General features: G+C 64.2%; 25 protein-coding genes and 1 pseudogene. 10 read left to right on the top strand and 16 right to left on the bottom strand.

The features are described from left to right. Positions 1–129 precede the first annotated feature (129 nt). The gene (gene purL, locus CK489_RS33895) at positions 130–2361 is read left to right on the top strand and encodes a phosphoribosylformylglycinamidine synthase subunit PurL (protein ID WP_095735354.1); all 2232 of its coding nucleotides are present in this window, start codon (positions 130–132) and stop codon (positions 2359–2361) included. Positions 2362–2463: 102 nt separating this feature from the next. On the opposite strand, the gene CK489_RS33890 is transcribed toward purL, so the two are convergent. The 3 genes from CK489_RS33890 to CK489_RS33885 form a co-directional block, all read right to left on the bottom strand. Further along, positions 2464–2724, bottom strand: coding sequence for a GlsB/YeaQ/YmgE family stress response membrane protein (locus CK489_RS33890; RefSeq protein WP_050629168.1), 261 nt, complete (start codon positions 2722–2724; stop codon positions 2464–2466). Positions 2725–2830: 106 nt separating this feature from the next. Beyond that, positions 2831–2995 carry a hypothetical protein gene (locus tag CK489_RS41555; RefSeq protein ID WP_158226533.1) on the bottom strand — a complete coding sequence of 55 codons (165 nt, stop codon included), beginning with the start codon at positions 2993–2995 and terminating at the stop codon, positions 2831–2833. Beyond that, a complete protein-coding gene (locus tag CK489_RS33885) occupies positions 2992–4176 on the bottom strand; it encodes an acyltransferase family protein (protein WP_050629169.1) in 1185 nt (394 codons plus the stop codon). Before CK489_RS33885 ends, CK489_RS41555 begins: the two co-directional genes overlap by 4 nt. 195 nt (positions 4177–4371) lie before the next feature. Here CK489_RS33885 and CK489_RS33880 point away from each other — a divergent pair, with 195 nt between their 5' ends. Further along, positions 4372–4545: a DUF1328 domain-containing protein gene (locus tag CK489_RS33880; RefSeq protein WP_029083837.1), complete on the top strand. Its 174-nt coding sequence runs from the start codon at positions 4372–4374 to the stop codon at positions 4543–4545. A 95-nt stretch (positions 4546–4640) separates the two neighbouring features. Here the strand turns inward: CK489_RS33880 and CK489_RS33875 are convergent, their stop codons facing one another. Next, a complete protein-coding gene (locus CK489_RS33875) occupies positions 4641–5000 on the bottom strand; it encodes a DUF427 domain-containing protein (protein ID WP_095735353.1) in 360 nt (119 codons plus the stop codon). A gap of 177 nt (positions 5001–5177) precedes the next feature. Between CK489_RS33875 and CK489_RS33870 the strand changes: the two genes are divergently transcribed. Continuing rightward, positions 5178–5414, top strand: coding sequence for a BolA family protein (locus CK489_RS33870; protein ID WP_021077843.1), 237 nt, complete (start codon positions 5178–5180; stop codon positions 5412–5414). 30 nt (positions 5415–5444) lie between these two features. Further along, the gene (locus CK489_RS33865; RefSeq protein WP_095735352.1) at positions 5445–6626 is read left to right on the top strand and encodes a low temperature requirement protein A; all 1182 of its coding nucleotides are present in this window, start codon (positions 5445–5447) and stop codon (positions 6624–6626) included. Between the two features lie 9 nt (positions 6627–6635). Here the strand turns inward: CK489_RS33865 and CK489_RS33860 are convergent, their stop codons facing one another. From CK489_RS33860 to egtB, 3 genes are all read right to left on the bottom strand, one after another. Beyond that, a complete protein-coding gene (locus tag CK489_RS33860; RefSeq protein WP_245350592.1) occupies positions 6636–7034 on the bottom strand; it encodes a DUF4345 domain-containing protein in 399 nt (132 codons plus the stop codon). A gap of 87 nt (positions 7035–7121) precedes the next feature. Beyond that, entirely contained in the window at positions 7122–8090 is a 969-nt protein-coding gene (gene egtD / locus CK489_RS33855; protein WP_050629172.1) for an L-histidine N(alpha)-methyltransferase, read from the bottom strand. 53 nt (positions 8091–8143) lie between these two features. Next, a complete protein-coding gene (egtB, locus tag CK489_RS33850; protein WP_095735350.1) occupies positions 8144–9397 on the bottom strand; it encodes an ergothioneine biosynthesis protein EgtB in 1254 nt (417 codons plus the stop codon). 293 nt (positions 9398–9690) lie between these two features. Here egtB and grxD point away from each other — a divergent pair, with 293 nt between their 5' ends. The 4 genes from grxD to CK489_RS33830 are packed head-to-tail and all read left to right on the top strand — an operon-like array spanning position 9691 to position 13161. Further along, positions 9691–10023, top strand: coding sequence for a Grx4 family monothiol glutaredoxin (gene grxD / locus CK489_RS33845; protein WP_016843475.1), 333 nt, complete (start codon positions 9691–9693; stop codon positions 10021–10023). Then, positions 10020–10571, top strand: a complete 552-nt coding sequence (locus tag CK489_RS33840) for an O-acetyl-ADP-ribose deacetylase (RefSeq protein ID WP_094194029.1) — start codon at positions 10020–10022, stop codon at positions 10569–10571. Before grxD ends, CK489_RS33840 begins: the two co-directional genes overlap by 4 nt. A 51-nt stretch (positions 10572–10622) precedes the next feature. Further along, the gene (locus CK489_RS33835) at positions 10623–11909 is read left to right on the top strand and encodes a serine hydrolase domain-containing protein (RefSeq protein WP_050629175.1); all 1287 of its coding nucleotides are present in this window, start codon (positions 10623–10625) and stop codon (positions 11907–11909) included. Between the two features lies 1 nt (position 11910). Then, entirely contained in the window at positions 11911–13161 is a 1251-nt protein-coding gene (locus CK489_RS33830; protein ID WP_198961092.1) for a serine hydrolase domain-containing protein, read from the top strand. Positions 13162–13306: 145 nt separating this feature from the next. Here CK489_RS33830 and CK489_RS33825 read toward each other — a convergent pair whose 3' ends face one another. The 8 genes and pseudogenes from CK489_RS33825 to murI form a co-directional block, all read right to left on the bottom strand. After that, positions 13307–14374, bottom strand: coding sequence for a threonine aldolase family protein (locus tag CK489_RS33825; RefSeq protein WP_095735348.1), 1068 nt, complete (start codon positions 14372–14374; stop codon positions 13307–13309). A gap of 245 nt (positions 14375–14619) precedes the next feature. Beyond that, positions 14620–15150: pseudogene (locus tag CK489_RS33820) on the bottom strand (LabA-like NYN domain-containing protein); the annotation flags it as partial. Between the two features lie 304 nt (positions 15151–15454). Next, on the bottom strand, positions 15455–16345 hold the full coding sequence (locus CK489_RS33815; protein ID WP_095735346.1) for a LysR family transcriptional regulator: 891 nt from the start codon (positions 16343–16345) through the stop codon (positions 15455–15457). A gap of 228 nt (positions 16346–16573) precedes the next feature. Beyond that, a complete protein-coding gene (rpsD, locus tag CK489_RS33810) occupies positions 16574–17191 on the bottom strand; it encodes a 30S ribosomal protein S4 (protein WP_024582597.1) in 618 nt (205 codons plus the stop codon). Between the two features lie 269 nt (positions 17192–17460). After that, positions 17461–18246: an acyltransferase gene (locus CK489_RS33805; protein ID WP_095735345.1), complete on the bottom strand. Its 786-nt coding sequence runs from the start codon at positions 18244–18246 to the stop codon at positions 17461–17463. Positions 18247–18365: 119 nt separating this feature from the next. Then, positions 18366–18776, bottom strand: coding sequence for a cupin domain-containing protein (locus CK489_RS33800; protein WP_198961091.1), 411 nt, complete (start codon positions 18774–18776; stop codon positions 18366–18368). Positions 18777–18989: 213 nt separating this feature from the next. Next, positions 18990–19766, bottom strand: a complete 777-nt coding sequence (locus CK489_RS33795; RefSeq protein WP_095735344.1) for an HpcH/HpaI aldolase family protein — start codon at positions 19764–19766, stop codon at positions 18990–18992. A 59-nt stretch (positions 19767–19825) separates the two neighbouring features. Further along, complete coding sequence (gene murI, locus CK489_RS33790; protein WP_095735343.1) at positions 19826–20623, bottom strand: glutamate racemase; 798 nt, start codon at positions 20621–20623, stop codon at positions 19826–19828. Between the two features lie 182 nt (positions 20624–20805). Here murI and CK489_RS33785 point away from each other — a divergent pair, with 182 nt between their 5' ends. Continuing rightward, the gene (locus tag CK489_RS33785; RefSeq protein ID WP_095735342.1) at positions 20806–21369 is read left to right on the top strand and encodes a cytochrome b; all 564 of its coding nucleotides are present in this window, start codon (positions 20806–20808) and stop codon (positions 21367–21369) included. Between the two features lie 126 nt (positions 21370–21495). Continuing rightward, a complete protein-coding gene (locus tag CK489_RS33780; protein ID WP_245350591.1) occupies positions 21496–22524 on the top strand; it encodes an agmatine deiminase family protein in 1029 nt (342 codons plus the stop codon). Positions 22525–22591: 67 nt separating this feature from the next. On the opposite strand, the gene CK489_RS33775 is transcribed toward CK489_RS33780, so the two are convergent. Further along, complete coding sequence (locus CK489_RS33775) at positions 22592–23764, bottom strand: M20 aminoacylase family protein (RefSeq protein WP_095735341.1); 1173 nt, start codon at positions 23762–23764, stop codon at positions 22592–22594. Between the last annotated feature and the right edge of the window lie 75 nt (positions 23765–23839).

Here is a 23839-nt window from a genome sequence, read left to right as displayed (position 1 = left end):
CCATCCCCATTGTGCAAATCCCGGGTGCCGACCCCAAGCCGCGCCCAACCGCCGCAAAGCTCTGGACAGGCCGGAAATGGGCCGTAAAAGGCCTTTTCGCCCCCGTTCGATCTACCTATTAAGGGTCCCATGACCGCGCCCAAGAATGATCCGAAGAACGAGCCCCAGATCACCCCCGAACTCGTCGCCGCCCACGGGCTGAAGCCGGACGAGTACGAGCGCATCCTCAAGCTGATCGGGCGAGTTCCGACCTTCACCGAGCTCGGCATCTTCTCGGCGATGTGGAACGAGCATTGCTCGTACAAGTCGTCCCGCATCCATCTGCGCGGGCTGCCGACCAAGGCGCCCTGGGTGATCCAGGGCCCCGGCGAGAATGCCGGCGTGATCGACATCGGCGACGGCCAGGCCGTGGTCTTCAAGATGGAGAGCCACAACCACCCGAGCTATATCGAGCCGTACCAGGGCGCGACCACCGGCGTCGGCGGCATCCTGCGCGACGTCTTCACCATGGGCGCGCGCCCGATCGCCTGCCTGAACGCGCTGAGCTTCGGCGCGCCGGAGCACCCCAAGACCCGGCACCTGGTGTCCGGCGTGGTCGCCGGCGTCGGCGGCTACGGCAATTCGTTCGGCGTGCCGACGGTCGGCGGCCAGGTCCGCTTCCACACCCGCTATGACGGCAACATCCTGGTCAACGCGATGGCGGTGGGCCTCGCCGATGCCGACAAGATCTTCTACGCGGCGGCCTCCGGCGTGAACATGCCGATCGTCTATCTCGGCTCGAAGACCGGCCGCGACGGCATCCATGGCGCCTCGATGGCCTCGGCGGAATTCGACGACGCCTCCGAGGAGAAGCGCCCGACGGTACAGGTCGGTGATCCCTTCGCCGAAAAGCTGCTGCTGGAAGCCTGCCTCGAGATCATGGCGGCCGATTGCGTCGTCGCGATCCAGGACATGGGGGCGGCGGGCCTGACCTGCTCGGCGGTCGAGATGGGCGCCAAGGGCGATCTCGGCGTCGACCTCCACCTCGACGCGGTGCCGACCCGCGAGACCGGCATGAGCGCCTATGAGATGATGCTCTCGGAGAGCCAGGAGCGCATGCTCATGGTGCTCAAGCCCGAGAAGGAGCAAGAGGCCGAGGCGATCTTCCGCAAATGGGGGCTCGATTTCGCCATCGTCGGCTACACCACGCCGACCAAGCGCTTCGTCGTCAAGCATGGCGGCGACGTGATGGCCGATCTGCCGATCAAGGAACTCGGCGACGAGGCGCCGGTCTATGATCGTCCGCATGTCGCCTCGAACGCGCTGCCGGTGATCCGCGCCCAGGACGTCAAGCCGCCGCTCGGCATTGCAGACGCGCTGACCAAGCTGATCGGCACCCCCGAACTGTGCTCGAAGCGCTGGGTCTGGGAACAGTACGACCACGTCATCCTCGGCAACACCGTGCAGCGTCCCGGCGGCGATGCAGCCGTGGTCCGCGTCGAGGACGGGCCGAAAGGGCTTGCGCTCACGGTCGACGTCACGCCGCGGTATTGCGAGGCCGATCCGTTCGAGGGCGGCAAGCAGGCGGTCGCCGAAGCCTGGCGCAACATCACCGCGGTCGGCGGCCGGCCGCTCGCGATCACCGACAATCTCAATTTCGGCAATCCGGAGCGGCCCGAGATCATGGGCCAGTTCGTCGGCTGCCTGAAGGGCATCTCGGAGGCCTGCCGCGCGCTGGACTTCCCGGTCGTGTCCGGCAACGTCTCGCTCTACAACGAGACCAACGGCCGCGGCATCCTGCCGACCCCCTCGATCGGCGGTGTCGGCGTGCTCGACGACTTCACCAAGTCCGCGACGCTGGCGTTCAAGGCGGCGGGCGAGGCGATCCTCTTGATCGGCGATACCCAGGGCTGGCTCGGCCAGTCGGTCTACCTGCGCGATGTCTGTGGCCGCGAGGAGGGCGCTCCGCCGCCGGTCGATCTCGCCACCGAGAAGCGCAACGGCGACGTGGTGCGCGGCATGATCCGCGCCGGCACCGCGACCGCGGTGCATGACGTCGCCGACGGCGGGCTCCTGATTGCGCTCGTCGAGATGGCGATCGCGAGCGGCATCGGCGCGCAGCTCCTGGCGGCGCCGTCCTCGATCGTGCCGCATGCCTATTGGTACGGCGAGGATCAGGCCCGCTACATCGTCACCGTGCCCGCTGCCGACGCCGGTCTCGTGCTGGCCAAGATGAAGGGCGCCGGCGTGCCCTGCGCGCGGATCGGCACCACCGGGGGCGATGCGATCGCGGTCGCCGGCGAGCCGCCGGTGACCGTCGACAGCCTCTCTCGCGCCTTCGAGCACTGGCTGCCGAATTACATGCGCAGCACTGCGGCCTGATCCGGCCTGATCAGGCGCTGCCGCACAAGCCCTCAATGATGGCGCGATGAATTGATCATCGCGCCATTGTCTTGTTCGGACGCAACCCGAAGCGACCGGACGCTAGGTCGCACCGCGGATCGCGCGCCATGCGAAAATGATGATGCAGGCGCCGATGAATCCGGCGATCAGATAGCTGAGCCATCCGCCGCCGAGCGACACGCCGAGCAGACCCAGCAGCCAGTTCGCCAACGCCGCGCCGACGATGCCGAGGATGATGTTCATGAAGATGCCGGTGCCGGACTTCATGATCATCTCGGCAAGCCAGCCGGCCAATCCGCCGACGATGATCGCGGCGATCCATCCAACTTGAGGGTCGTTCATCTCAGGACTCCCTAGGGTCAAGCAGTCCGGCCAGCATAACCGAGAATCACTCGACGGGATGTGACCAATGGCAGGTTGTGCGCAACTTGTCGGTCGCGATTTGCCGTCAAGCCTGCCGCTTCGCGCCGTTGCTCCATCCCGACGCTGCGGCGAGCCGTTTCGTCATCGGCAGCAACGTGGTGATCGGTACGCTGTTCGTGCTGCCGACCTCTACATCATGATCGCCCGCGCCCCCCGCGCCGCGAAGCGCGGCGGCGAGGAGCGTGATCAAAGCACGTATTTCGAGCCCGGAATCTTGCGTAGCACGGCGGTGGCTGCCCAACTCAGCGCAATGGTGGCGAAGAATGCGATCGCGGCCTTGGCGATCGCCGGCAACTCCATGTCGAACAGCCAGTACTGCAGCCACAGCACGATCGGATAGTGCACCAGGAACATGCCGTAGGCATCGCCTTGCATGCGATCGAGCAGCGTCGGACCCGCCGCCTTCGATTGCAGGAAGTAGGCCAGGATCGCGAACAGGATCGAGGCGCTGAACAGCACGTAGAAGCTGCCGTAGATCGCAAGGTACCAGCCCGGCAGCGGATCGGGGTTACCGATGATCTCGCGCTTGATGTAGATCATCACCCACATCAACGCATAGGGGATCAGCGTGATGCCGGTCCAGAACCAGCGCCTCTCGGTCAGCCGTCCGTGCGCGCTGAGCAGCCCGTTCTCGAAGTTCGCCGAGCCGATCCCCGCACCGATGAAGAAGTAGCACGCATACAGCAGCACCCGGCTGGCCTGCACCGAGAACGGTCCGAGCTCGAACCAGTAGTTCTGGCCATAACGCACCAGCATCGGCAAATAGAAGGCGGCACTGACGACCACGATGAACAGCCAGAACTTCGAGGGACGTTGAAATCCCTTGACCGAAAGGCGGTTGATCGGTTCGAGCAGGCGCGACGACACCCGGTACAGCACGCTTGCCGTCAGGTCCAAGGCCATCAGAACCCAGACGAACCAGATCGGGCCGCTCGGCCAGGGCCCGTAGATCATGGTCCTCCACCAGAATTCGGAGAAGGTCAGCTCCGGCGTCGCACGCAGCGCGATCGCGTAATAGGCGATCGGAATCACGGTGAAGGCGCAGATCACGAAGGGCAGGCCGAGCCGCAGCAGCCGGTCGCGCAGGAAGATCAGCCACGGCTTGTGGCCGAGCCCGGGCCACACGAACAGCCCCGACAGGAAGAAGAACATCGCCATGAAGAAGCTGTCGGTGGCGAGCACCACGCAATCGAAGCCGATCCACGAGGTCGGGTCGGTATGCCCGAAATGGGTGTAGGGGATCACCGCATGGTGCAGCAGCACGACCAGCGTCAGGAAGGTGCGCGCACGATCGAGGGCGACGTTGCGCTTGTGGAGCTTCGGAGCTGCCTGGACGTCGACGGCCGGAGCCGCGTGAGCAATCGATTTCATGGTGCCCCCAGCCGGGTCTGCACCCTGATGTTGCAATCGGGAACCCGATTCAGCAAGAGCGAATTGTCCCGATTCGGTGGTGTCGAGGTCGGCCATCTCAGCGCGTCTGTTTCGTTTTGGAACTGGAATATTTAGCGGGCGTTGTCGGTAAGGCTGGCGGGCGCAGCGGGCGCTCGCGGCTCTGAGGAGCACGCAATGACTTTGCTGAAATGGGCGTTGATCTTCCTTGTCGTCTCGATCATCGCGGGCTTGCTCGGCTTCACCGGCATTTCAGCGGCCTCCGCCGATATCGCACGCTTCCTGTTCTACGTGTTCGTCGTGATCTTCCTGGTGCTGCTGATCCTCGGGCTCACGATATTCAGGGCCTAGCGGCGATCCGGCCGCACACTTTCCGTCATGATGCCCGGGCCCGGCCCGGGCATTCTGGTTCTCGGATGACGCGGTGTTGCGGCAGGCGAGGCGGCCTAGGCGACTTCCTCGATCTTCACCTTGTCCGGATAGAACGCGAGGTGGCCGGTGATCTCGGTCATGGCCGGGAAGGGCTCCTCATAGGTCCAGATCGCATTGTCCAGCGTCTTGCCGTTGGCCTTGATGCTGAAATAGCTCGCATCCCCCTTGTAGGGGCAATGCGTGGTCCGCTCGGTGCGGGTCAGCAGCGCCATGTTGGCGTCCTGCCGGGGCACGTATTGCACCGCCGGATAGCTCGCTTCCTTCAGCGTCAGCGCATGGGTCGTCTCGGCGATGACGACGCCGTCGGCTGTGACGCGGACGCGCTTGGCATTGGGTGTGATCGTGATCGGATGGTCGGGGCCGGGGAGCTTCATGATTCTGCGCCTCTTCTGGTGATTTCGGCGTGATGGCTTGTGACCGATTGATGCAGGTTTAATTCGCTGGGAATGGGAATATAGTGTGCGGCAGGATGACCTAGAAGACCTCAAGGACTAGGTTTTATCCGGGCCGAATCGGCCCTGATTCGAACGACTTGACGGAGGTGGACTGGGATGCCGATGGACGCCCGTGATATCGAATCGATGATCAAGGCAGCTATCCCGGACGCCGAGGTGACGATCCGCGACCTGGCAGGCGACGGCGACCACTACGCGGCCACTGTCGTTTCCGAGTCATTCCGCGGCAAGTCCCGCGTCCAGCAGCATCAGATCGTCTACCAGTCGCTGAAGGGCCAGATGGGTGGCGTGCTGCACGCGCTCGCCCTGCAGACCGGGGTGCCGGAAGGCTAGGCCCCGGCCAGCGGGCGGGGGCCTGGAGCGATGGCAGACAATCCGCGTGGCGCGATGTTTCGCGTCATCGTGCCGAACCAGCACAGCCGCGTCACCAATGCCGAGCTGTTTTTCGATCTCGTCTTCGTCTTCGCCGTCACGCAGTTGTCGCATACGCTGCTGCACCACTTCAGCCCGCTGGGCGCGGTGCAGGTCACGCTGCTGTTCCTCGCGGTGTGGTGGGTGTGGGTCTACACCACCTGGGTCACCAACTGGCTCAATCCCGACCTGACGCCGGTCCGCCTGCTGCTGTTCGTCCTGATGCTGGGCGGGCTGTTGCTGTCGACCTCGATCCCGACCGCCTTCGAGGGCCGCGGGCTGTGGTTTGCCGGGACCTATGCGGCAATGCAGGTCGGCCGCACGGCGTTCTGGCTGCTGGCGACGCCGCGGCGCCGCACCGCGGTGCGCCACAATGCGATCCGGATCCTGACCTGGCTCAGCTGCTCGGCGGTGCTGTGGATCCTTGGCGGCTTCGCCGAGCACGAGACGCGGATGTGGCTCTGGATCGCGGCGCTCGCGATCGAATATGTCGCGCCGGCCCTGCGGTTCTGGACCCCCGGGCTCGGCTTCTCCTCCATGGAGGCCTGGTCGGTCGAGGGCGGCCACATGGCGGAGCGCTGCGCCGGCTTCATCATCATCGCACTCGGCGAGGCCATCGTGGTCGACGGCGCGACCTTTGCCGAGCTGACCTGGACTCCGGAGAATGTCACAGCCTTCATCTCGGCGCTGGTCGGCAGCATCGCGATGTGGTGGATCTATTTCCACAAGGGCGCCGAGGCCGGCTCGGACATGATCTCGAAATCCGAGGAATCCGGCCGCGTGGCACGGATCGCCTACACCTACCTGCACATGCCGATCGTCGGTGGCATCATTCTCACCGCGGTCGCCGACGAACTGGTGCTGAAGCATCCCACCGGCCATTGCGACCTGAAAACGATCGTCAGCTCGGTCGGCGGTCCCGCGCTGTTCCTGGTCGGCACCATCCTGTTCAAATACGTGATCCGCGGCTTTCTGCAGCTCTCGCATGGCGTCGGCATCATCGCGCTGGCGGTCGCGGCGTATTTCGCCGGCGGGATGTCCCCGCTGATGCTTTCGATAGTCACCACCGCGATCATGATCGTGGTGGCGGCGTGGGAGTCGATCTCGCTAAGGTCGACGGGAGAGGAAGAATAGGGAAGGTCGTTACGTGCGACGGGCAGTCGCCACGCGATGCTGCCAATAGACGAACAGGGGCGCGCCGATCACTTCGAGCAGGGTGAAGCCCACGAAGGGCAGCGGCGGTGCGCCGACCATCACGATCGACAGCAGCCTGCCGATCCCGCCGAGGAAGATGCCGCCCCAGACCACGCGGAACAGAACGCTCTCGCTTTCGATGCGCGGCACCAGCCAGAGCAGGGCAAGGCCGAGACCGAGCCAGACCCCGCCGAAGAAGCGCAGATTGCTGTCGAGCACCGGCAGCGCCGGCACGCCCGACGCGGCATAGAGCGGATCGCTCACGCCGAGCATGGTGATGATGCCGGTCAGGATCGGGACAAGGGCGAGCACCGCTGTGGCGACCTGCAGCGCGCGCCGGCCCATCATCGTGCCCCCGTCCCTCGCGTTCATAGCGTTTTCGAGCGAAGTGGGTACCGGTTCGCGTGAAGAAAACGCGTCAATCTAATAATATCGCTAGTCCGCCACGAGAGCGTGCACCGAGAACATCGTGTTGGCGTCGGTCCAACTGTTGCGCACCGTCCACCCCGCGCTGCGGGCGAGCGCGGTGAAACGCTCGAGCGAGTATTTGTAGCTGTTCTCGGTGTGAATGCTCTCGCCGGGGCGGAACGCGAAGGTGTTGCCGAGGATGCGCACGGTCTGCGCCTTGCGGCTGATCAGGTGCATCTCGATGCGATGGCGGTCGCGGTTGTAGATCGAGCGGTGGGTGAAGCCCGACAGGTCGAAATTGCCGCCGAGCTCACGGTTGATCCGCACCAGCACATTGAGGTTGAAGCGCGCGGTGACGCCGGCCGCGTCGTTATAGGCGTCGTACAGCACGCGCTCGTCTTTCTCGAGGTCGACGCCGATGATCATCTGCGCGCCATGGCCTAGGATCTTGCGCGCGCTGCGCAGGAAGGCCAAGGCCTCGCTCGGCTCGAAATTGCCGAGCGTCGAGCCGGGGAAGAAGCCGACCTTCGGCATCGCTGCGACCGCCTCGGGCAGCGCGAACGGCGTGGTGAAATCGGCCGCCACCGGATAGATACCGAGACCCGGGAAATCCTTCCGCAGGCCGTCGGCCTGCGCTTTCAGGAAATCGCCTGATATATCGACCGGGACATAGGCTGCGAACTCGCAATGCTCGAGTAGCAGGCGCACCTTGGTGGTCGCGCCGGCGCCGAACTCGACCAGCGCCGCGCCGTCGGGGATGATCGCTGATATCTCGTCGCCGCGGTCGCGCAGGATGCCAAGTTCAGTGCGCGTCGGATAGTATTCCGGCAGCACCGTGATCTGCTCGAACAGCTCCGAGCCGGTGGCGTCGTAGAAATATTTCGGCGACAGCCGTTTCGGGTGACGGGCGAGATCGCCGATCACGTCGCCGGCAAACGCCGAGGTCGCTTCGTCGAATGGATACGCTTTGGCCAAAGCGGCGGCATGCACATTCATGATACTCTCCTGAACGCGCTTACCGGCGCGCACTTGATGTCAACTGGAATCAATCAGGCGTAGTCGGCGAGGCGTAACCCCGTGAATTGCCAGCGATGGTGGGGATAGAAGAAGTTGCGATAGGTGACACGGCTGTGACCGCGTGGGGTCGCCAGCGACGAGCCGCGCAGCACCAGCTGGTTGACCATGAACTTGCCGTTGTACTCACCGAGCGCGCCCTCGATCGCACGGTAGCCCGGATAGGGTGAGTAGGCGCTGCGGGTCCATTGCCAGACGATGCCATAGGCGTCGTTCAGCAGGCCGGCACGTGCCGCGACCTCCCATTCCATCTCGGTCGGCAGATGCTTGCCGGCCCAGCGGGCGAAGGCGTCGGCTTCGTAGTAGCTGACATGGCAGACCGGGGCCTGCGGATCGATGGCCTGCAGGCCACCCAACGTCATGATCTTCCATTCGCCGTCGATCTCGCGCCAGTGACCCGGCGCCTGCCAGCCCTCGTTGCTGACGGTGCCGAAGCCGTCCATCAGCCACAGCGTCGCGGTGGAATAGCCGCCGTCCTTGATGAAGGCGAGCCAGTCGGCGTTGCTGACGAGGTTCTTGGCGAGTTTCACCGGGCCGACCAAGGCGCGATGCGCGGGCTTCTCATTGTCGAAATGGAAGCTGTCGTCGCCGTGGCCGACGGTGTGGATGCCTTCGTTGAGCGTGACCCATTCCTGCGGCCCGTGCTGCGATGCCGGGAAGCGCCACGCCGGATCGTAGGCCGGCGGGATCGGGTTCTGCGCGAAGGCATGCAGGATGTCGGTGTACATCAGCTCCTGATGCTGCTGCTCATGGTTGAGGCCGACCTCGACCAGCGGCACCAGGGCCTCGAGCGTGTCCTGCGTCGCGGTCCGGAAGAATTTCACCACCTCGGCGTCGACATGGCGGCGATAGGCGGTGACTTCGTCGGCGGTCGGGCGGGTCAGATGGCCGCGCTGGTGGCGGGCGTGCCGCGGGCCGGCGCTGACGTAATAGGAATTGAACAGATAGGCGTAGTCCGGATGGAACGGCGTGTAGCCCTTGACGTGCTCGCCGAGCAGAAATTGCTCGAAGAACCAGGTGGTATGGGCGCGGTGCCACTTGGCAGGGCTCGCATCCGGCATCGACTGGATTAGCTGGTCTTCCGCCGACAGCGGGGCGGCCCGGCGCTCCGTCTCGTCGCGGACCGCGCGATAGGCGTCCGCCAGCCGCTGTGCGAGCGGGGCGGATTCGGAGGAAAGTGACGGGGTGGCGGCGGAATTGGTGGCCGCGGCAGAGGCTGGTTTCGTCACATGGGTCTCCGATTCCAGGGGGAGAACGTTGCTTCGGCAATCTGGTTCCTGACGGACAGTTCGTCCTAGATAGGGGCTCCGTTACGGGAAAAAAGCCTCCCCCATGATGATATTGGGCCCGTCAGATAATCCCGGCGCTTTTGGGGGTGCCGTCCGGCCCCCGCCGCATGCCAGATTTCCGCCATTTTACTTTGGATGCACAATGGTTTGAGCTACATATATAGCCAGTCACGGGTTAGAAGGGTGGGCCGGCCCGTCAAGGCCTGAGAGCGCCGCCCCCGAAGGAAGCGAAAATGAGCATCGAGCAATTCATCGACAACGAAGTGAAGTCGAACGACGTCGTGCTGTTCATGAAGGGCACGCCGCAATTCCCGCAGTGCGGGTTTTCCGGTCAGGTCGTTCAGATCCTCGACCACATCGGTGTCGGCTACAAAGGCCTCAACGTTCTCGAATCGGCCGAGCTGCGCAACGGCATCAAGGTCTATTCGAATTGGCCGACGATTCCGCAGCTCTATGTGAAGGGCGAGTTCGTCGGCGGTTGCGACATCATCCGCGAGATGTTCCAGGCCGGTGAATTGCAGCAGCTGTTTGCCGACAAGGGCATCCCGGTCGACGTAGCTGCCTGACCTTGACCGCGCGCCAGATCGGCAAGGCGCGGCTCGACGTCATCGTCACCGACATCACGACCCTGCGCGTTGACGCCATCGTCAACGCGGCCAACTCATCGCTGCTCGGTGGCGGCGGTGTCGACGGCGCGATCCATCGTGCCGCTGGACCCGATCTGGTCGCCGAATGCCGTATGCTTCACGGCTGCGAGACTGGCCAGGCCAAGATCACCAGAGGCTATAGGCTTCCCGCCAGGCACGTCATCCATACGGTCGGCCCGGTGTGGAATGGCGGCAAGCTCGATGAGGACAGGCTGCTGGCATCCTGCTATCAGCGCTCGATCGAGCTCTGCGAAAAGCATGGGCTTGCGTCGGTCGCTTTCCCTGCAATCTCGACCGGCATCTATCGTTTCCCCGCAGATCGCGCCGCCCAGATTGCGGTCGAAACCGTCGTCGATGCCCTGCTATCCGCCCCCGGTGTCACACAGGTGATCTTTTGCTGCTTCTCGGCCCCAAGCGGCGAGCTGCATCAGGCGGTCCTGGACGCCTTTGGGAGCCCTTGTGCCTGATGATACCGCCGCTACACTTCCCCGTGATATGCGGGGAGAGGGATAGATCAAATGATTTCATTCGGATTTTGGCGCACGGCTGCGGCCGCCGCAGTGCTGCTGGCGGCTTCGCCCGCGTACACGCACACCGAGGGCACTTACGAGATTCCGGCTGGCGCGCATTTCAATCCGGAGAAGCTCGCCAAAATCTCGGAATTCTTTAGGGAACAGGTGGCGACTGGCAAGATCCCCGGCGCGATCGTCCTAATCCAGCAGCATGGCAAGCCGGTCTACCACGAATCCTTCGGCGTCCAGGACGTGGTGAGCAAGGCGCCGATCACCGACAAGACCATCTTCCGCCTGGCCTCGATGTCGAAGTCGATCTCCGCCGTGGTGTCGATGCAACTGCTGCAAGAGGGCAAGTACAAGCTCGACGATCCCGTCTCGAAGTACATTCCGTCATTTGCCGATGTAAAGGTAGGCGTCGAGAAGAAGGCCGAGGACGGCACCAAGACACTCGAATTGGTGCCGCCGAACCGGGCGGTCACGATCCACGATTTGATGACGCATACGTCGGGCGTCACCTACGGCTTCTATGGCGACAGCCTGGTCCGCAAGGCCTACAAGGAAGCCAACATTTATGGAGGCGATTTCGACCTCGCCGAGTTCGCCGAGCGGATCGCCAAGTTGCCGCTGCACAACCAGCCCGGCGCGCTCTGGCAGTACGGCCATTCCACCGACATTCTGGCGCGTGTGATGGAGGTGGCCACTGGCGAGAAGTTCTCGACGATCGAGCGCGAAAGGCTGCTCGACCCGCTCGGCATGACGGACACCGGCTTCTTCGTCACTGATCCCGAGAAGCAGAAGCTGATGGCCGAACCGATGCCGAACGACAGCGACTTCCGGGTCGGCCGGGTCAATGATCCGACCAAGGTCAAGAAGTGGGAATCCGCCAGCGGCGGCATGGTCTCGACCATGGCTGATTATTCGCGCTTCGCTCAGATGCTGCTCAATGGCGGCACTTTCGACGGGAAGACCATTCTGAAGCCCGAAACGTTCAAGGAATTGACGACAGACCAGGTCGGCCCGGGCTCCGGCGTCGCGCGCGACGCATTCTATTTCCCCGGCGACGGCTTCGGTTTCGGGCTCGGCATCGCGGTCCGCACCGATCCCGGCAATGCGAAGCCGCCGCCGCCCGGCGACCTGGGTGAACTGAAGTGGGACGGCGCAAGCGGCTGCTATTACGTGATCGACCGCAAGCAGGACATGTTCTTCATCCTGCTCGAGCAATCACCGAGCCAGCGCCAGCCCATCCAGGTGAAGCTGAAGCAGTTGATCTATGAAGCGCTGGAGAATTGAGATGCGCGTGCGCCGCGCTCTGATCGCGGCGCTCATGCTCCTGCTCGGTGCGGTCGAGGCGAGGGCGAGCTCCGTCGCGCGTTTCTCGCCGGAGGGGCTCGTCAAGGTCTCCGATTACATCAGGAACGAGATCGCGACCGGCAAGATTCCCGGCGCGATCCTGCTGCTGCAGCAGCACGGCAAGCCGGTTTACTTCCAGAATTTCGGGGTTCGCGACGTCGCCACCGAACTGTCGATGAGCCCGGATACCATCTTCCGCCTCTATTCGATGTCGAAGCCGATCACCACGGTCGTCGCCATGATGCTGGTGGAGGAAGGCAAGCTCGCGCTCAGCGACCCCGTGTCGAAATACATCCCGGCCTTTGCCGGCATGAAGGTCGGTGTGGAGAAGCGCGGCGACGAGGGCAAGACGACGATGACGCTGGAGCCGCTCAAGCGCCCCGTCACCATCGAAGATCTGATGCGCCATACCGCAGGTCTGCCTTACGGCTATTACGGCGGCGGGATCGTGAACAAGGACTACGCCGATGCCGGCCTGTTCAACAACGATCCCGACAATGCCGAATTCGTGGCGCGGCTGACGGCGCTGCCGCTCGCCGAACAACCCGGCACGCAATGGGACTACGGCCATTCCACCGATGTGCTCGGCCGCATCATCGAGGTGATCTCGGGGAAATCCCTGTTTCAGGTCGAGAAGGAGCGGCTGCTCGGCCCGCTCGGAATGAACGAGACGGCGTTCTACGTCACCGACCCTGCGAAATGGCCGCTGATCGCCGAGCCGATGCCGAAGGATCGCACCATCAGTCCGGTCGCCGACATCCGCGACCCCCGCAAGCTGCTGCGGTGGGAATCCGGCGGCGGCGGCATGGTCGGCACCATCGGCGACTATGCGCGCTTCTCGCAGATGCTGCTGAACGGCGGCCTCTATGAGGGGAAGCGCTACCTGAAGCCGGAAACCATCGCGCTGATGGCGAAGGACCATATCGGTCCCGAGACCGGGGTCGTGCGCGACAAGAACTATTATCCCGGTCCGAACTCCGGCTTCGGCCTCGGCTTTGCCGTGCGCACCTCGGCGCCGGAGAACACGAATTGGCCATTGGGCGAGTATCGCTGGGACGGCGTCGGGGGCACGTTCTTCTTCATCGATCCCGCCGACGATCTGTTCGGCATCTTCATGGTGCAGACGCCGTCACAGCGCGGCCGGATCCAGCAGGAGCTGAAGACGCTGATCTATCAGGCGATGGGGCGGTAGTTCGGGTAAGACCTTCCTCTCGTCATTGCGAGGAGCTCGCGACAAAATTGCAAAGCAATTTTGCGCTGAAGCGACGAAGCAATCCATCGCCCCGCGCACACGGACAGATGGGTTGCTTCGCTTCGCTCGCAATGACGAGCGGATACTACGCCGCGCGGACGATGTCCCTGACGTGGCCGACGGCTTCCTCGATCATTGCGGCCGAGACGTCGAGATGCGTGCAGGCCCTGATCCGGCCGTCCATCATCGCCAGCATCACGCCGCGTTTGCGCAGCTCGGCGACCATCTTGTCACCTGATACGCCGGCGCCGTCGGGCTTGAAGAAGACCAGGTTGGTCTCGGGCGTCTGCACTGCGATGCCGTTGATCTGCGACAGCCCGCGCGCCAGCGCCCGCGCATTGGCGTGGTCGTCGGCGAGGCGGTCGACATGATGATCGAGCGCGTGGATGCAGGCGGCGGCACAGACGCCGGACTGCCGCATCGAGCCGCCGAGCCGCTGCTTCCAGCGCCAGACGTCGTCGATGAACGCTCTGGCGCCGGCGATGACGCCGCCGATCGGCGCGCCGAGGCCCTTGGAGAAGTCGATCCAGGCCGAATCCCAGCCCGCCGTCATGTCGCGTGGCGAGATACCGGAGGCGACGGTCGCGTTCAGCAACCGCGCGCCGTCCATATGGGTCACGAGCCCGTGGGCTTTGGCGATGCGCACGACCTCATCCAGCGCGGCCTTCTTCCAGATCGTGCCGCCGCCGATATTGGCGGTTTGCTCGACGCTGACCAGCACCTGCGGCGGCTGGTAGCGAGTGCGCGGATGCAGCGCGGCGCGGAACGTCTCGGGCGTGAACTGGCCATCGTCGCCCGACAGCTGGGTGATCTGGAAGCCGCCGAGCGCGGCATGCGCGCCGCCCTCGCGCGCGATGATATGCGCGGTGGCATGCGCCAGGATCTCGTCGCCCGGCCGGCAATAGGCCAGCGTTGCGGCGACGTTGCACATCGTGCCCGACGGCATGAATACGGCGGCCTCCTTGCCGAGCAGATCGGCAACGCGGGCGCAGAGCTCGTTGGTGGTCGGATCGTCGCCGACCTGCTCGTCACCGACCTCCGCCCCGGCCATCGCCTCGCGCATCGCCGGCGTCGGCTTGGTCTGGGTGTCCGACAGCAGGTTGATGCGGACGGCGGGCGCCTTCGGATCGGGGCGGGCAGGGGTGTAGTGCATGGCTTACCTCATCGGTCCGCGCCGGGGCGCGGATTCACCGGTCAGTTTTGGGGTGATCGGACCGCATGGCGAAACCACATAACGATAATCCCGGCCGGCGTCACGCGACAATCCATGCGGTCGTGCCGCCGATCCGCTGGGATCGAATTCTGGTGTTCCCCGCGGAGATGGATTTTTCTTCCGACCAGACGAGATGTCGGCCATCCGCGGCTCAGTGGCTGATGGCCCCTACCGCGGCAATTTCATTCGGAGAGATCGCGACTGATCCTGGGCATCAATTCGGCAATGTCGGTAAAAACATCAGCCTGCCGACGCAGTTCGTCTTCGATCAACGGCGACTGACGGGCCGCGCTCGAAACCACCGTCACTTGCACGCCGCGTCTCTGCACTGCTTCAACGAGCCGCCGGAAATCTCCATCGCCGGAGACCAGCACCAGCTGATCGATACGATCGGCGAGCTCCATGGCGTTGACAGCAAGCTCGATGTTCGCATTGCGTGTGACTCTACGGCGGCCGTTTCCGTCGACGTATGCTTTGGTCGTCTTGGTGACTACGGTGTATCCATTATAGCTCAGCCAATTGATCAAGGGCCGCATCGAGGAGGATCCTTGGTCCTCTAGGGGGGTGTAGTAGTACGCGCGCAGGAGTCTCCCGCGGCTTTGAAATTCGCTGAGGAGACGCTTGTAGTCGATATCGAAGCCGAGCGCCTTCGCCGTCGCGTGCAGACTAGCGCCGTCTATGAATAATGCGATCCTGCTCGTGCTGGACGATGACATAGGCAAGCTCAATCGCGAGCCGATTCGACTCACATTCGGGATGTTGCAAGGGGAAGCCTCGATCGGGCCTTATCGAAGTACGGCACCATCCCGCGCGTTTCATGAGTTGACGACGCGGTTCGCCACCACAAGCAACAGCAACACGCCAAGGTGTCGTTCCGCTTGCGAGATTGACCCGCACCAAGTTGCTTCCAATGCGGCGGGTCTTCAGGTTCAGCGGAAATCTATGTCGAATGACTAAAATTTCAAACTTTGGTGGCGTGACGAGAAGTCGCACGTCAGGGCTTTGATTGCGCCAGTCGGCTCACCGATTGTCGGTCAAGCTTTCTGATTCAGAGATCACGGTGCCGAGGTCCTCCAGCAGCTCGGAAAGCTGACCTGCCAAATGCTGCACATTGGTTGCGGTCCACCCCTCACGAATGCAGACGACAGCTCGGCGAGCCGCCAGCACTGGCAAATAGGAGTCCCTGGAGATGACGAGGCCTGGCGGCACGAATACTGATGGCATGGCCGTCACGCCGAGCCCCGCTCTGAGAGCGCTGGCGCGTACTGCCGAGTCAGAGCTTCGAAGCACGACCTGGTAAGCAACCTTCATTCGCTCCAGCGGCTCGATGATCCAATTGTCTTCGGGAAGCGTGATGATCGGAATCGGAGCGCCGGGTCGCGTGACAAAATCCCGGGCCTTGACCCAGCTGGTTTCGAATTTGAATTCGTCGACGATCAGGTCCTCGATTTCGTGCCCGTCGGCTTCATGCATGAACAAACAAGCGACGTCGATGAATCGCTCAACGAGACCTCGCCGAATTTCGCTCGAGTGCTCGCCAATCACGAAGATGTCGGAAAGGCCAGCCTTGCCGATCATGTCAAACAGAGGCTCGGCAAAGAATTGGCTCACTCCCAGCCTGCACACGGAGGGCCGCTCTGATCCGCCGAGTCTGAGAACCTGATCGTTGGCGTCGATGATCCGGCGTGCCTGCTGAAGCACCAGCTTGCCCAGCTCGGTGGGATTTGTGCCGCTTGCGGTACGGATGAACAACTCGCCGCCGATGTATCGCTGAAGGCGCTTTACTTGCGCGCTGATCGCGGGCTGGCTGAGGTTCAGCACGTCGGCCGCCTTCGACATGGAGCCGGCCTCGGCAATGGCAATGACCGTCCGGAACATCTCCGTCGGAATATTTGTCGCCCGTCGCAGCATCCAACATCCCTATCGAATGCGACATTGTACGAGCCGATCTGCCTTGAATTTGATCTAGCTCAATCCGGACGTGATCTGCGAAAATTGGTCGGACGTTGCTCGCGAGCAGCTGCCGATCATGGTCACACAGCTGACCGTGTGCTGGTCGACGCACTGCAATAGTCCGCAGGCCAAACAAAAAGGCCCCGGCAAAACCGGGGCCTTTCGAATCTCGCAACGCTGAACCGATCAGCGCGAATAGAATTCGACGATCAGATGCGGCTCCATCTGCACCGGGAACGGCACGTCCGAGAGGCCGGGGGTACGCGCGTACTTCGCCGTCATCTTGGAGTGATCGACTTCGATGAAGTCGGGCACATCACGCTCGGGGAGCTGGCTCGCTTCCAGCACCGGGGTGAGCTGCTTGGAGGATTCCTTGACCTCGACGACGTCGCCGACCTTCAGCTTGTAGCTGCCGATGTTGACCTTGCGGCCGTTCACCTTGACATGGCCGTGGTTGATGAACTGGCGCGCGGCGAACATCGTGGAGACGAACTTGGCGCGATACACCACGGTGTCGAGACGGCGCTCGAGCAGGCCGATCAGGTTCTCGCCGGTGTCGCCCTTCAGGCGGCTGGCTTCGACATAGATGCCGTGGAACTGGCGCTCGGAAATGTTGGCGTAGTAGCCCTTGAGCTTCTGCTTGGCGCGGAGCTGCACGCCGAAGTCGGAGAGCTTGCCCTTGCGGCGCTGGCCGTGCTGGCCGGGGCCGTATTCGCGGCGGTTCACGGGGCTCTTCGGGCGGCCCCAGATATTCTGGCCCATGCGGCGATCGATCTTGTACTTCGCCTCACTGCGCTTTGTCATCGCGTCCTCTTTGCATAGCCTTCGCACGAAGCGACCGGCGTTTTGTCAGTCTAGGGTTTGAGGAGACGCGCCCTCCTGTGTACCGGCCAAAAGGCCTGTACCGACAGGTTCGCCTCGAAAGCTCGGGGAGAACCACGGGTCGCGAAACGCATCGCGGGCCGAAACCGGCCCGCGAGCAAGGGTGGTCTTAAGGAGAAAGTCCGCTCCTGTCAAACAAAACAGGGGGCATTTTGGGTCGAATCGGCGTCAAAATCGGCCGATTTCGTCGCTCAAAGCCGGTTTCCGGCCGCCCGGACCGGCCGGGTGTCGGCGTGAGGCCGGATCGTGGCCAATTCCGTGGCGATTTCGCCGGCCAGCACCCGCTCGAGCCGGATCAGGGTCTGGGCGATCAGGGCGGCGTCGCAGACCAGATGGTCCCAGCGCAGCACCACATCCACGGTGTTATCCGGCTTGATCACGCCGTAGCTCAGCAGGAAAGGCCCCGGGCTCAGCGCGTGCAACTCGCCGGGGCCATAGGCCGCAACCGAGGTGACGCCGAAGCTGCCGCAGAAATTGGCGCGCTGCCGGCCGAAATTCAGCCCGATCGCCCAGGCCAGCCGGCGCAGCGGAAGCGGCAGGCGCGTCACGCTGAGGGTCTTGCGGAACGACGGGATCTCGTGCAGCGGCGCGGTCTTGGCGCGCCGGATCAGCGCGTCGACATCGCTGAGCGCCATTTCGTCGGCGGCGCAGACGCGCTCGAACAACACGCAGTCCTCGCCCTTCTCAACGCGCGCAATAGCCACCATGCCGACGCTGCGCGGCAGCTCGTAGAGGCAGGGCCACGGCAATTTGACGTGCAGCGTGCGCAGGGTCGGCTCGGTCTTGGCGACCAGCGCGAATGCCTTGACGAAGATCGCGGCCCAGCCCGGTGCCTGCGCGGCGCGTGCCCGGGCCTCGACGACAGCACGAACGTTCAGCGAGCGCGTCAGGGAGACGAACGGCACATCTGCCGATGCGTGCATCAGATCGGCGACGAGACGGCGCGGCAATGAAATCCGACGAAACTTACCGCGCATCTGTTCGGTTCAAATCCCTGCAATCAGGCAAAACATCGAAGGTCCGGCGAACTCAAATTGTCGCTCGCCGCACCTGAAGCTGACATGAACCAACCGGCCGGAGGCCAATCGGTTCGGGTTCACGGTGCTGGTTTCGCCAGGGGCTCGCCGGCCTTGACCACGTAGACGCCGAGCACCTTCAGCGGCTTGTCGCCGGAGGTCTTGGCGTCGTGCACCGCGCCTTCCGGAATCTGGTAGGAATCGCCCGCCTTCAGCTTCAGCGGCGGCTTGCCGTCGATCACAAGCTCCAGCTCGCCTTCGAGCACATAGCCGGTTTCCGCACCCGGATGGCTGTGACGCCCCGACGCACCCCCGGCTGGAACCTCGGCGATCGCGGTGACCGTGTTGTAGCCCGCCGGAAAATCGACCTTCTGTAGCGGCGTTCGCTTGATACCGCTCTGCTGCGCCAAGGCAGCGCCAGCACCGACAAAGCCGCCGCCTGCGCCGGCAAACGCAATCACGGTGAGGCCAAGCAGCAATTTCCTGAACATGCAATTTCCTCCCAACCCGCGAAAGTCTAGCAGCGCGGAATCGCGGCGAAAAGCAGGCACTGTGTGATGTACGCTTTCGACATTGGGATTAGTCCGTTCATCCAATCGCGCCGGCCGTCCTGGCATTATCCGCGACCGAGCTTACAGAGGGCTGACTGGCAGCGCCCGCGTTCAGTCGCGCTGCGGTTCCTGTGTGACATCATTGGAACCTGCTTACCGCCTGATCCCGGCGAAGGCGGCGGCGATGCCGCGCTGGAACAGCGACCAGTCGAAGCCGAGCGCCAGCGCCAGATAGCCGCGGTCGATCATCGCATTGGCCTGCTCTGCGGTGCGCGCGACGCCGCCGATCGGCACGCCGCTCTTCAAGATGCCTTCCTCGGCGCGCTGCATCAGCGCGATCACTTCGGGATCGTCGGGCAGCCCGCGCTTGTTGATCGAGGTGGCGAGATCGCCGGGGCCGATCACCGCGAGGTCGATGCCGGGCGTCGCCATGATCTCGTCGATGCGGTTCACTGCATCGACATGCTCGATCGTGATCATGCAGATCATGTCGTCGTCGGCGGTCGCCATGTAGTCGTTCATCGAGACGCCCCAGCGGAACGGCGCATGGAACGGGCCCCAGAGCCGGTCACCTTTCGGCGGATAGCGCACGCTGCGCGCTGCCTTCTCGGCCTCGTTGCGGTTGCAGATCATCGGGAAGTTGATGCCGAGCGCGCCGATGTCCATCGGCGCCTTGGCAAGGTGCGGCTCGTTGGCTGATATCCGCACCATCGGCACGCATGGCGTCCCCGAGGTCGCCACGATCATCGCATGCGCTGTGCCGAGATCGATCGGGCCGTGCTCGAGATCGACGATGATCCAGTCCAGCGACTGCGCCATGATCTGCACGGTCTGGATGCTCGGAATGGTCGCGATCGCGCCGAAGGTCGGGCGCTTGTCGCGCCACGCCTTGCGCAGGCGGTTGAGTGGCGTCAGCGGTGCTGAGGTCAATGCGGTGCTCCCTCGTGAGGCGAGGGGAAACTAGCAGCGCGCTGTGACGACGGGAAGGATCAGGCCGGTACGCGGCCGCCGAAGAACGGCGTCAGCGCCGCTGCCAGCGTGTGCGGGCGCTTCGAGGTGAAGATCATCTCGGCGCCGGCCTCGTCGCTCCCGGTGCCGGCGGGGCCGAGCAGGTCGGCGACGCGGCGTGCGATCGCCGGCGCCGGATCGATCCAGTCGACCGGCCAGGGCGCGAGCCTGGTCAGGCGTTCCAGCAGCAGCGGATAATGCGTGCAGGCGAGCACGACGGTGTCGGTGCGGGCCGGGTCGTCGGGGCCGGCGCCGACGAAGCAGGGCGCGAGCTCGGCCGCGATGTCCTCATCGCGCACGCTCTGGCCGCTGAGCGCGGCTTCCGCCAGCGAGGCGAGCTCGCCGGAGCCGACCAGGGTCACCTCGCAGCCCTGCGCGAAATCCGAAATCAGCTTGCGGGTATATTCCCGCTTCACGGTGCCCCTGGTGCCGAGCACCGAGACGCGCTGCGTCTTCGACGAGGCGCAGGCCGGCTTGATCGCCGGCACCGTGCCGACGAAGGGCAAAGGATAGGCGTCGCGCAGATGCGACATGACCAGGGTCGACGCCGTGTTGCAGGCGATCACGACCAGGTCGGGCCGATGAGCCCGGATCAGCTCGCCGACCAGCGGCACCACGCGGTCGATGATCTCGTCCTCGGTGTGGTGGCCATAGGGGAAGAACGCATCGTCGGCGACATAGACAAAGTGCGCGTCGGGCCGGGCGCGGACGATCTCGCGCAGCACGGTGAGGCCGCCGAGGCCGGAATCGAACACAAGGATGGTCGGGGGGGTGGACACGGTGAAGAGTCTATCCGAAGCAGGGTTACCATTCAGTTGTTTTTGCCTGCCCGGCCTTTGGGGCCGACAAAAGGCGGTGAAGCCGGGAATTTCACATGGCCTTGGCCGATACCTGCAAGTATCACGGCAAACTATTGCTGTGACGTGTGAAATCCAGACGGGCCGCCGGGGACCATTCGACCATGATCCGCAATACGACCGCGAGCTGGGGCTCGCTCGCCCGAGCGTTCCACTGGGTGCTCGGCATCGCCATCATCGGCATGCTGGCCTATGGCTGGTGGATGAACCACATCCCGGCGCGGGCGGACAAGTTCTTCTACCGGTCGATCCACGCCGACATCGGCTACCTAGTGCTGCTGCTCACGGTGCTCAGGCTGCTGTGGCGCGGCGTCAACCCGACGCCGGCGCTGCCGGCCGACATGCCCAGCTGGCAAAGGATCGCCGCCCGCGTCAGCCACGGCGCGCTCTATGCCGTCACCATCCTGGTCGCGATGCTGGGCTGGGCGCATTCCGGATCCCGCGCGCAGGACTATTCGAGCTTCTTCGGCCTGTTCCACGTTCCGCAGATCACCTCGCCTGACAAGGCGGCGGCGGATGCCTATGAGGGGCGCCACATCTTCTTCGCCTATGTGCTGCTGGCACTGATCGTGCTGCATCTCGCCGCAGTCGCCTTCCATCATTTCGTCAAGCGCGACCGCGTCGCGGCGCGCATGATCGGGGCGAGTGAGGCCGACCCCGCGCGTTAGACGCCTCACCGAGCGACTTGGGCGGCCAGGCCCAGCGCGAGCGGATCACCGTCAGGTCGTGGCGTCCGGTTGGCGACGGCGCTAATCTGGCGTTGAAGCCGGGAGGGCCATCGCGGCCGGGATCTCGTGGACGATCTTGCGCGGGACAATGCGAACTGGCGGATGCCGGACGAGGGCGCGCCGCATGCCGCGACCTGGATGGCGTTCGGCGCCAGCGCGGCGATCTGGGGCGGCAAGCTGCTTCCCGTCGCGCGGGAAAATCTCGCCGGCATCGCCAAGGCGATTGCGGCCTACGAACGCGTCAACATGCTGGTGCGCGAGGAGGATCGCGAGATAGCCGCGCGGCTCTGCGGCCCCTCGGTCAGCCTCGTCATTCGAGCGATCGATGACGTGTGGATGCGCGACACCGGTCCGGTGTTTGTGCGCGACAATTCGGGACAGCTTGGCGCGATCGGTTTCAACTTCAACGGTTGGGGCAACAAGCAGCGCCATGCGCTTGATGCCGAGGTGGCAGGGCACGTGGCCCGTGCGGCGAACGCGACGTTCGTCAAGGCCGGACTGGTGCTGGAAGGCGGCGGGATCGAAGTCGATGGCGAGGGGACTACGATCATCACCGAGAGCTGTGTGCTCAACCCCAATCGCAATCCCGGTGTCTCCAGGGAGAAATGCGAGGCCGAATTGTCGCGCCTGCTCGGGCTCGACAAGGTGATCTGGCTGCCCGGCATCGCCGGCAAGGACATCACCGACGGACATACCGATTTCTACGCACGATTTGCCGGTCCAGGCGTCGTCGTGGCCGGCCTCGAGCCGGATCCGTCGTCGTTCGATCACGCGGTGACCAGGCGGCACCTCGATCTGCTGCGCGGCGCGGTCGACGCCAAGGGCCGGCATCTCGACATCGTGGTGTTGCAGGGCCCGTCGACAGTGCGCCCCAAGCACGGCACGAAGGACTTCGCTGCCGGATACATCAATTTCTACGTCTGCAACGGCGCCGTGATCGCCCCGGAATTCGGCGATGCGGCTGCCGACCGCAATGCGCGCGATATCCTGCGGGAGCTGTTTGCCGACCGGGAAATCATTCAGCTCAACATCGACGGCATCGCCGCCGGCGGCGGCGGCATTCACTGCACCACGCAACAGCAGCCGCGTTCATGACGTGAATGGCCCGGCCGCGATGGATCGCGGCCGGGCCATTCACCGTTCATCAACTGCGCAGGCGGCGCTAGCCCGCCGGCATCTGCTTCTCGACCAGGCGAACCCAGTAGGACGCGCCGTGGCCGAGGATGTTGTCGTTGAACTTGTAGGCCGGGTGGTGGCACATCGGGCCGTCGCCCATGCCGAGGAAGACGAACGCGCCGGGGCGCGCTTCCAGCATGAACGCGAAATCCTCGGCGCCCATGACCGGCACCAGATTGTCGTTGACGCGGTCGGCGCCGACCACGTCGCGGGCGATCTCGGCGGCGATGCCGGCCTGATGCGCATGGTTCAGCGTCACCGGATACATGCGCCCATAGTCCGTCTCGGCCGATCCGCCATAGGCCTTGGCGATGCTGGAGGCGACCTCGCCGATCCGGCGCTCGACCATGTCGCGCACGCCGGGATCGAGCGTGCGCACGGTGCCACCCAGCGTGACGATCTCGGGGATCACGTTGAATGCATTTGCGGCCTCGAACATCGTGATCGAGATCACCGCGGACTTCAGCGGGTCGAGATTGCGCGACACGATCGATTGCAGCGCATTGATGATCTGGGCGCCGATCAGGACGCTGTCGATCGCCTCGTGCGGCGCCGCGCCGGCGTGGCCGCCCTTGCCGCGCACGACGATCTTCAAGGTGTCCGACGAGGCGAGCATCGGGCCCGGGGTGGTTGCGAAATAGCCCTCGGGCAGGCCGGGCATGTTGTGCAGGCCGTAGACCTCCTGGATGCCCCAGCGGGTCATCAGCCCGTCGTCGACCATCGCCTTGCCGCCGGCGCCGCCTTCCTCGGCGGGCTGGAAGATTACGATCGCGGTGCCGTCGAAATTGCGCGTCTCGGTCAGGTATTTCGCAGCGCCCAAGAGCATCGCGGTGTGGCCGTCATGGCCGCAGGCGTGCATCTTGCCGGGGACCTTCGAGGCGTAGGGCACGTCGGCGGCCTCCACGATCGGCAGCGCGTCCATGTCGGCGCGCAGCCCGATGGTCTTGCCCGAGCCGTTCTTGCGGCCGCGGATCACGCCGACCACGCCGGTGCGCCCGATCCCCGTCACCACCTCGTCGCAGCCGAACTCGCGCAGCTTGTCGGCGACAATGCCCGCGGTGCGGTGCACCTCGTAGAGCAATTCGGGGTTCTCGTGGAAGTCATGGCGCCAGGCGGCCATTTCATCCGAGAGGGCGGCAACGCGATTGACGATGGGCATGGGAAGCGTCCGTTTCTTGTGATTGCGTAGGGCGGGTCAGCGTAGCGCAACCCGCCGCGATGTCACGTGGGAATG

It is taken from the genome of Bradyrhizobium sp. UFLA03-84 (assembly GCF_002289535.1).
GTDB classification, from domain to species: Bacteria; Pseudomonadota; Alphaproteobacteria; order Rhizobiales; family Xanthobacteraceae; genus Bradyrhizobium; species Bradyrhizobium viridifuturi.
Note: the sequence above shows the minus strand (reverse complement) of the source record. Positions and strands in the feature narration are given on the sequence as shown.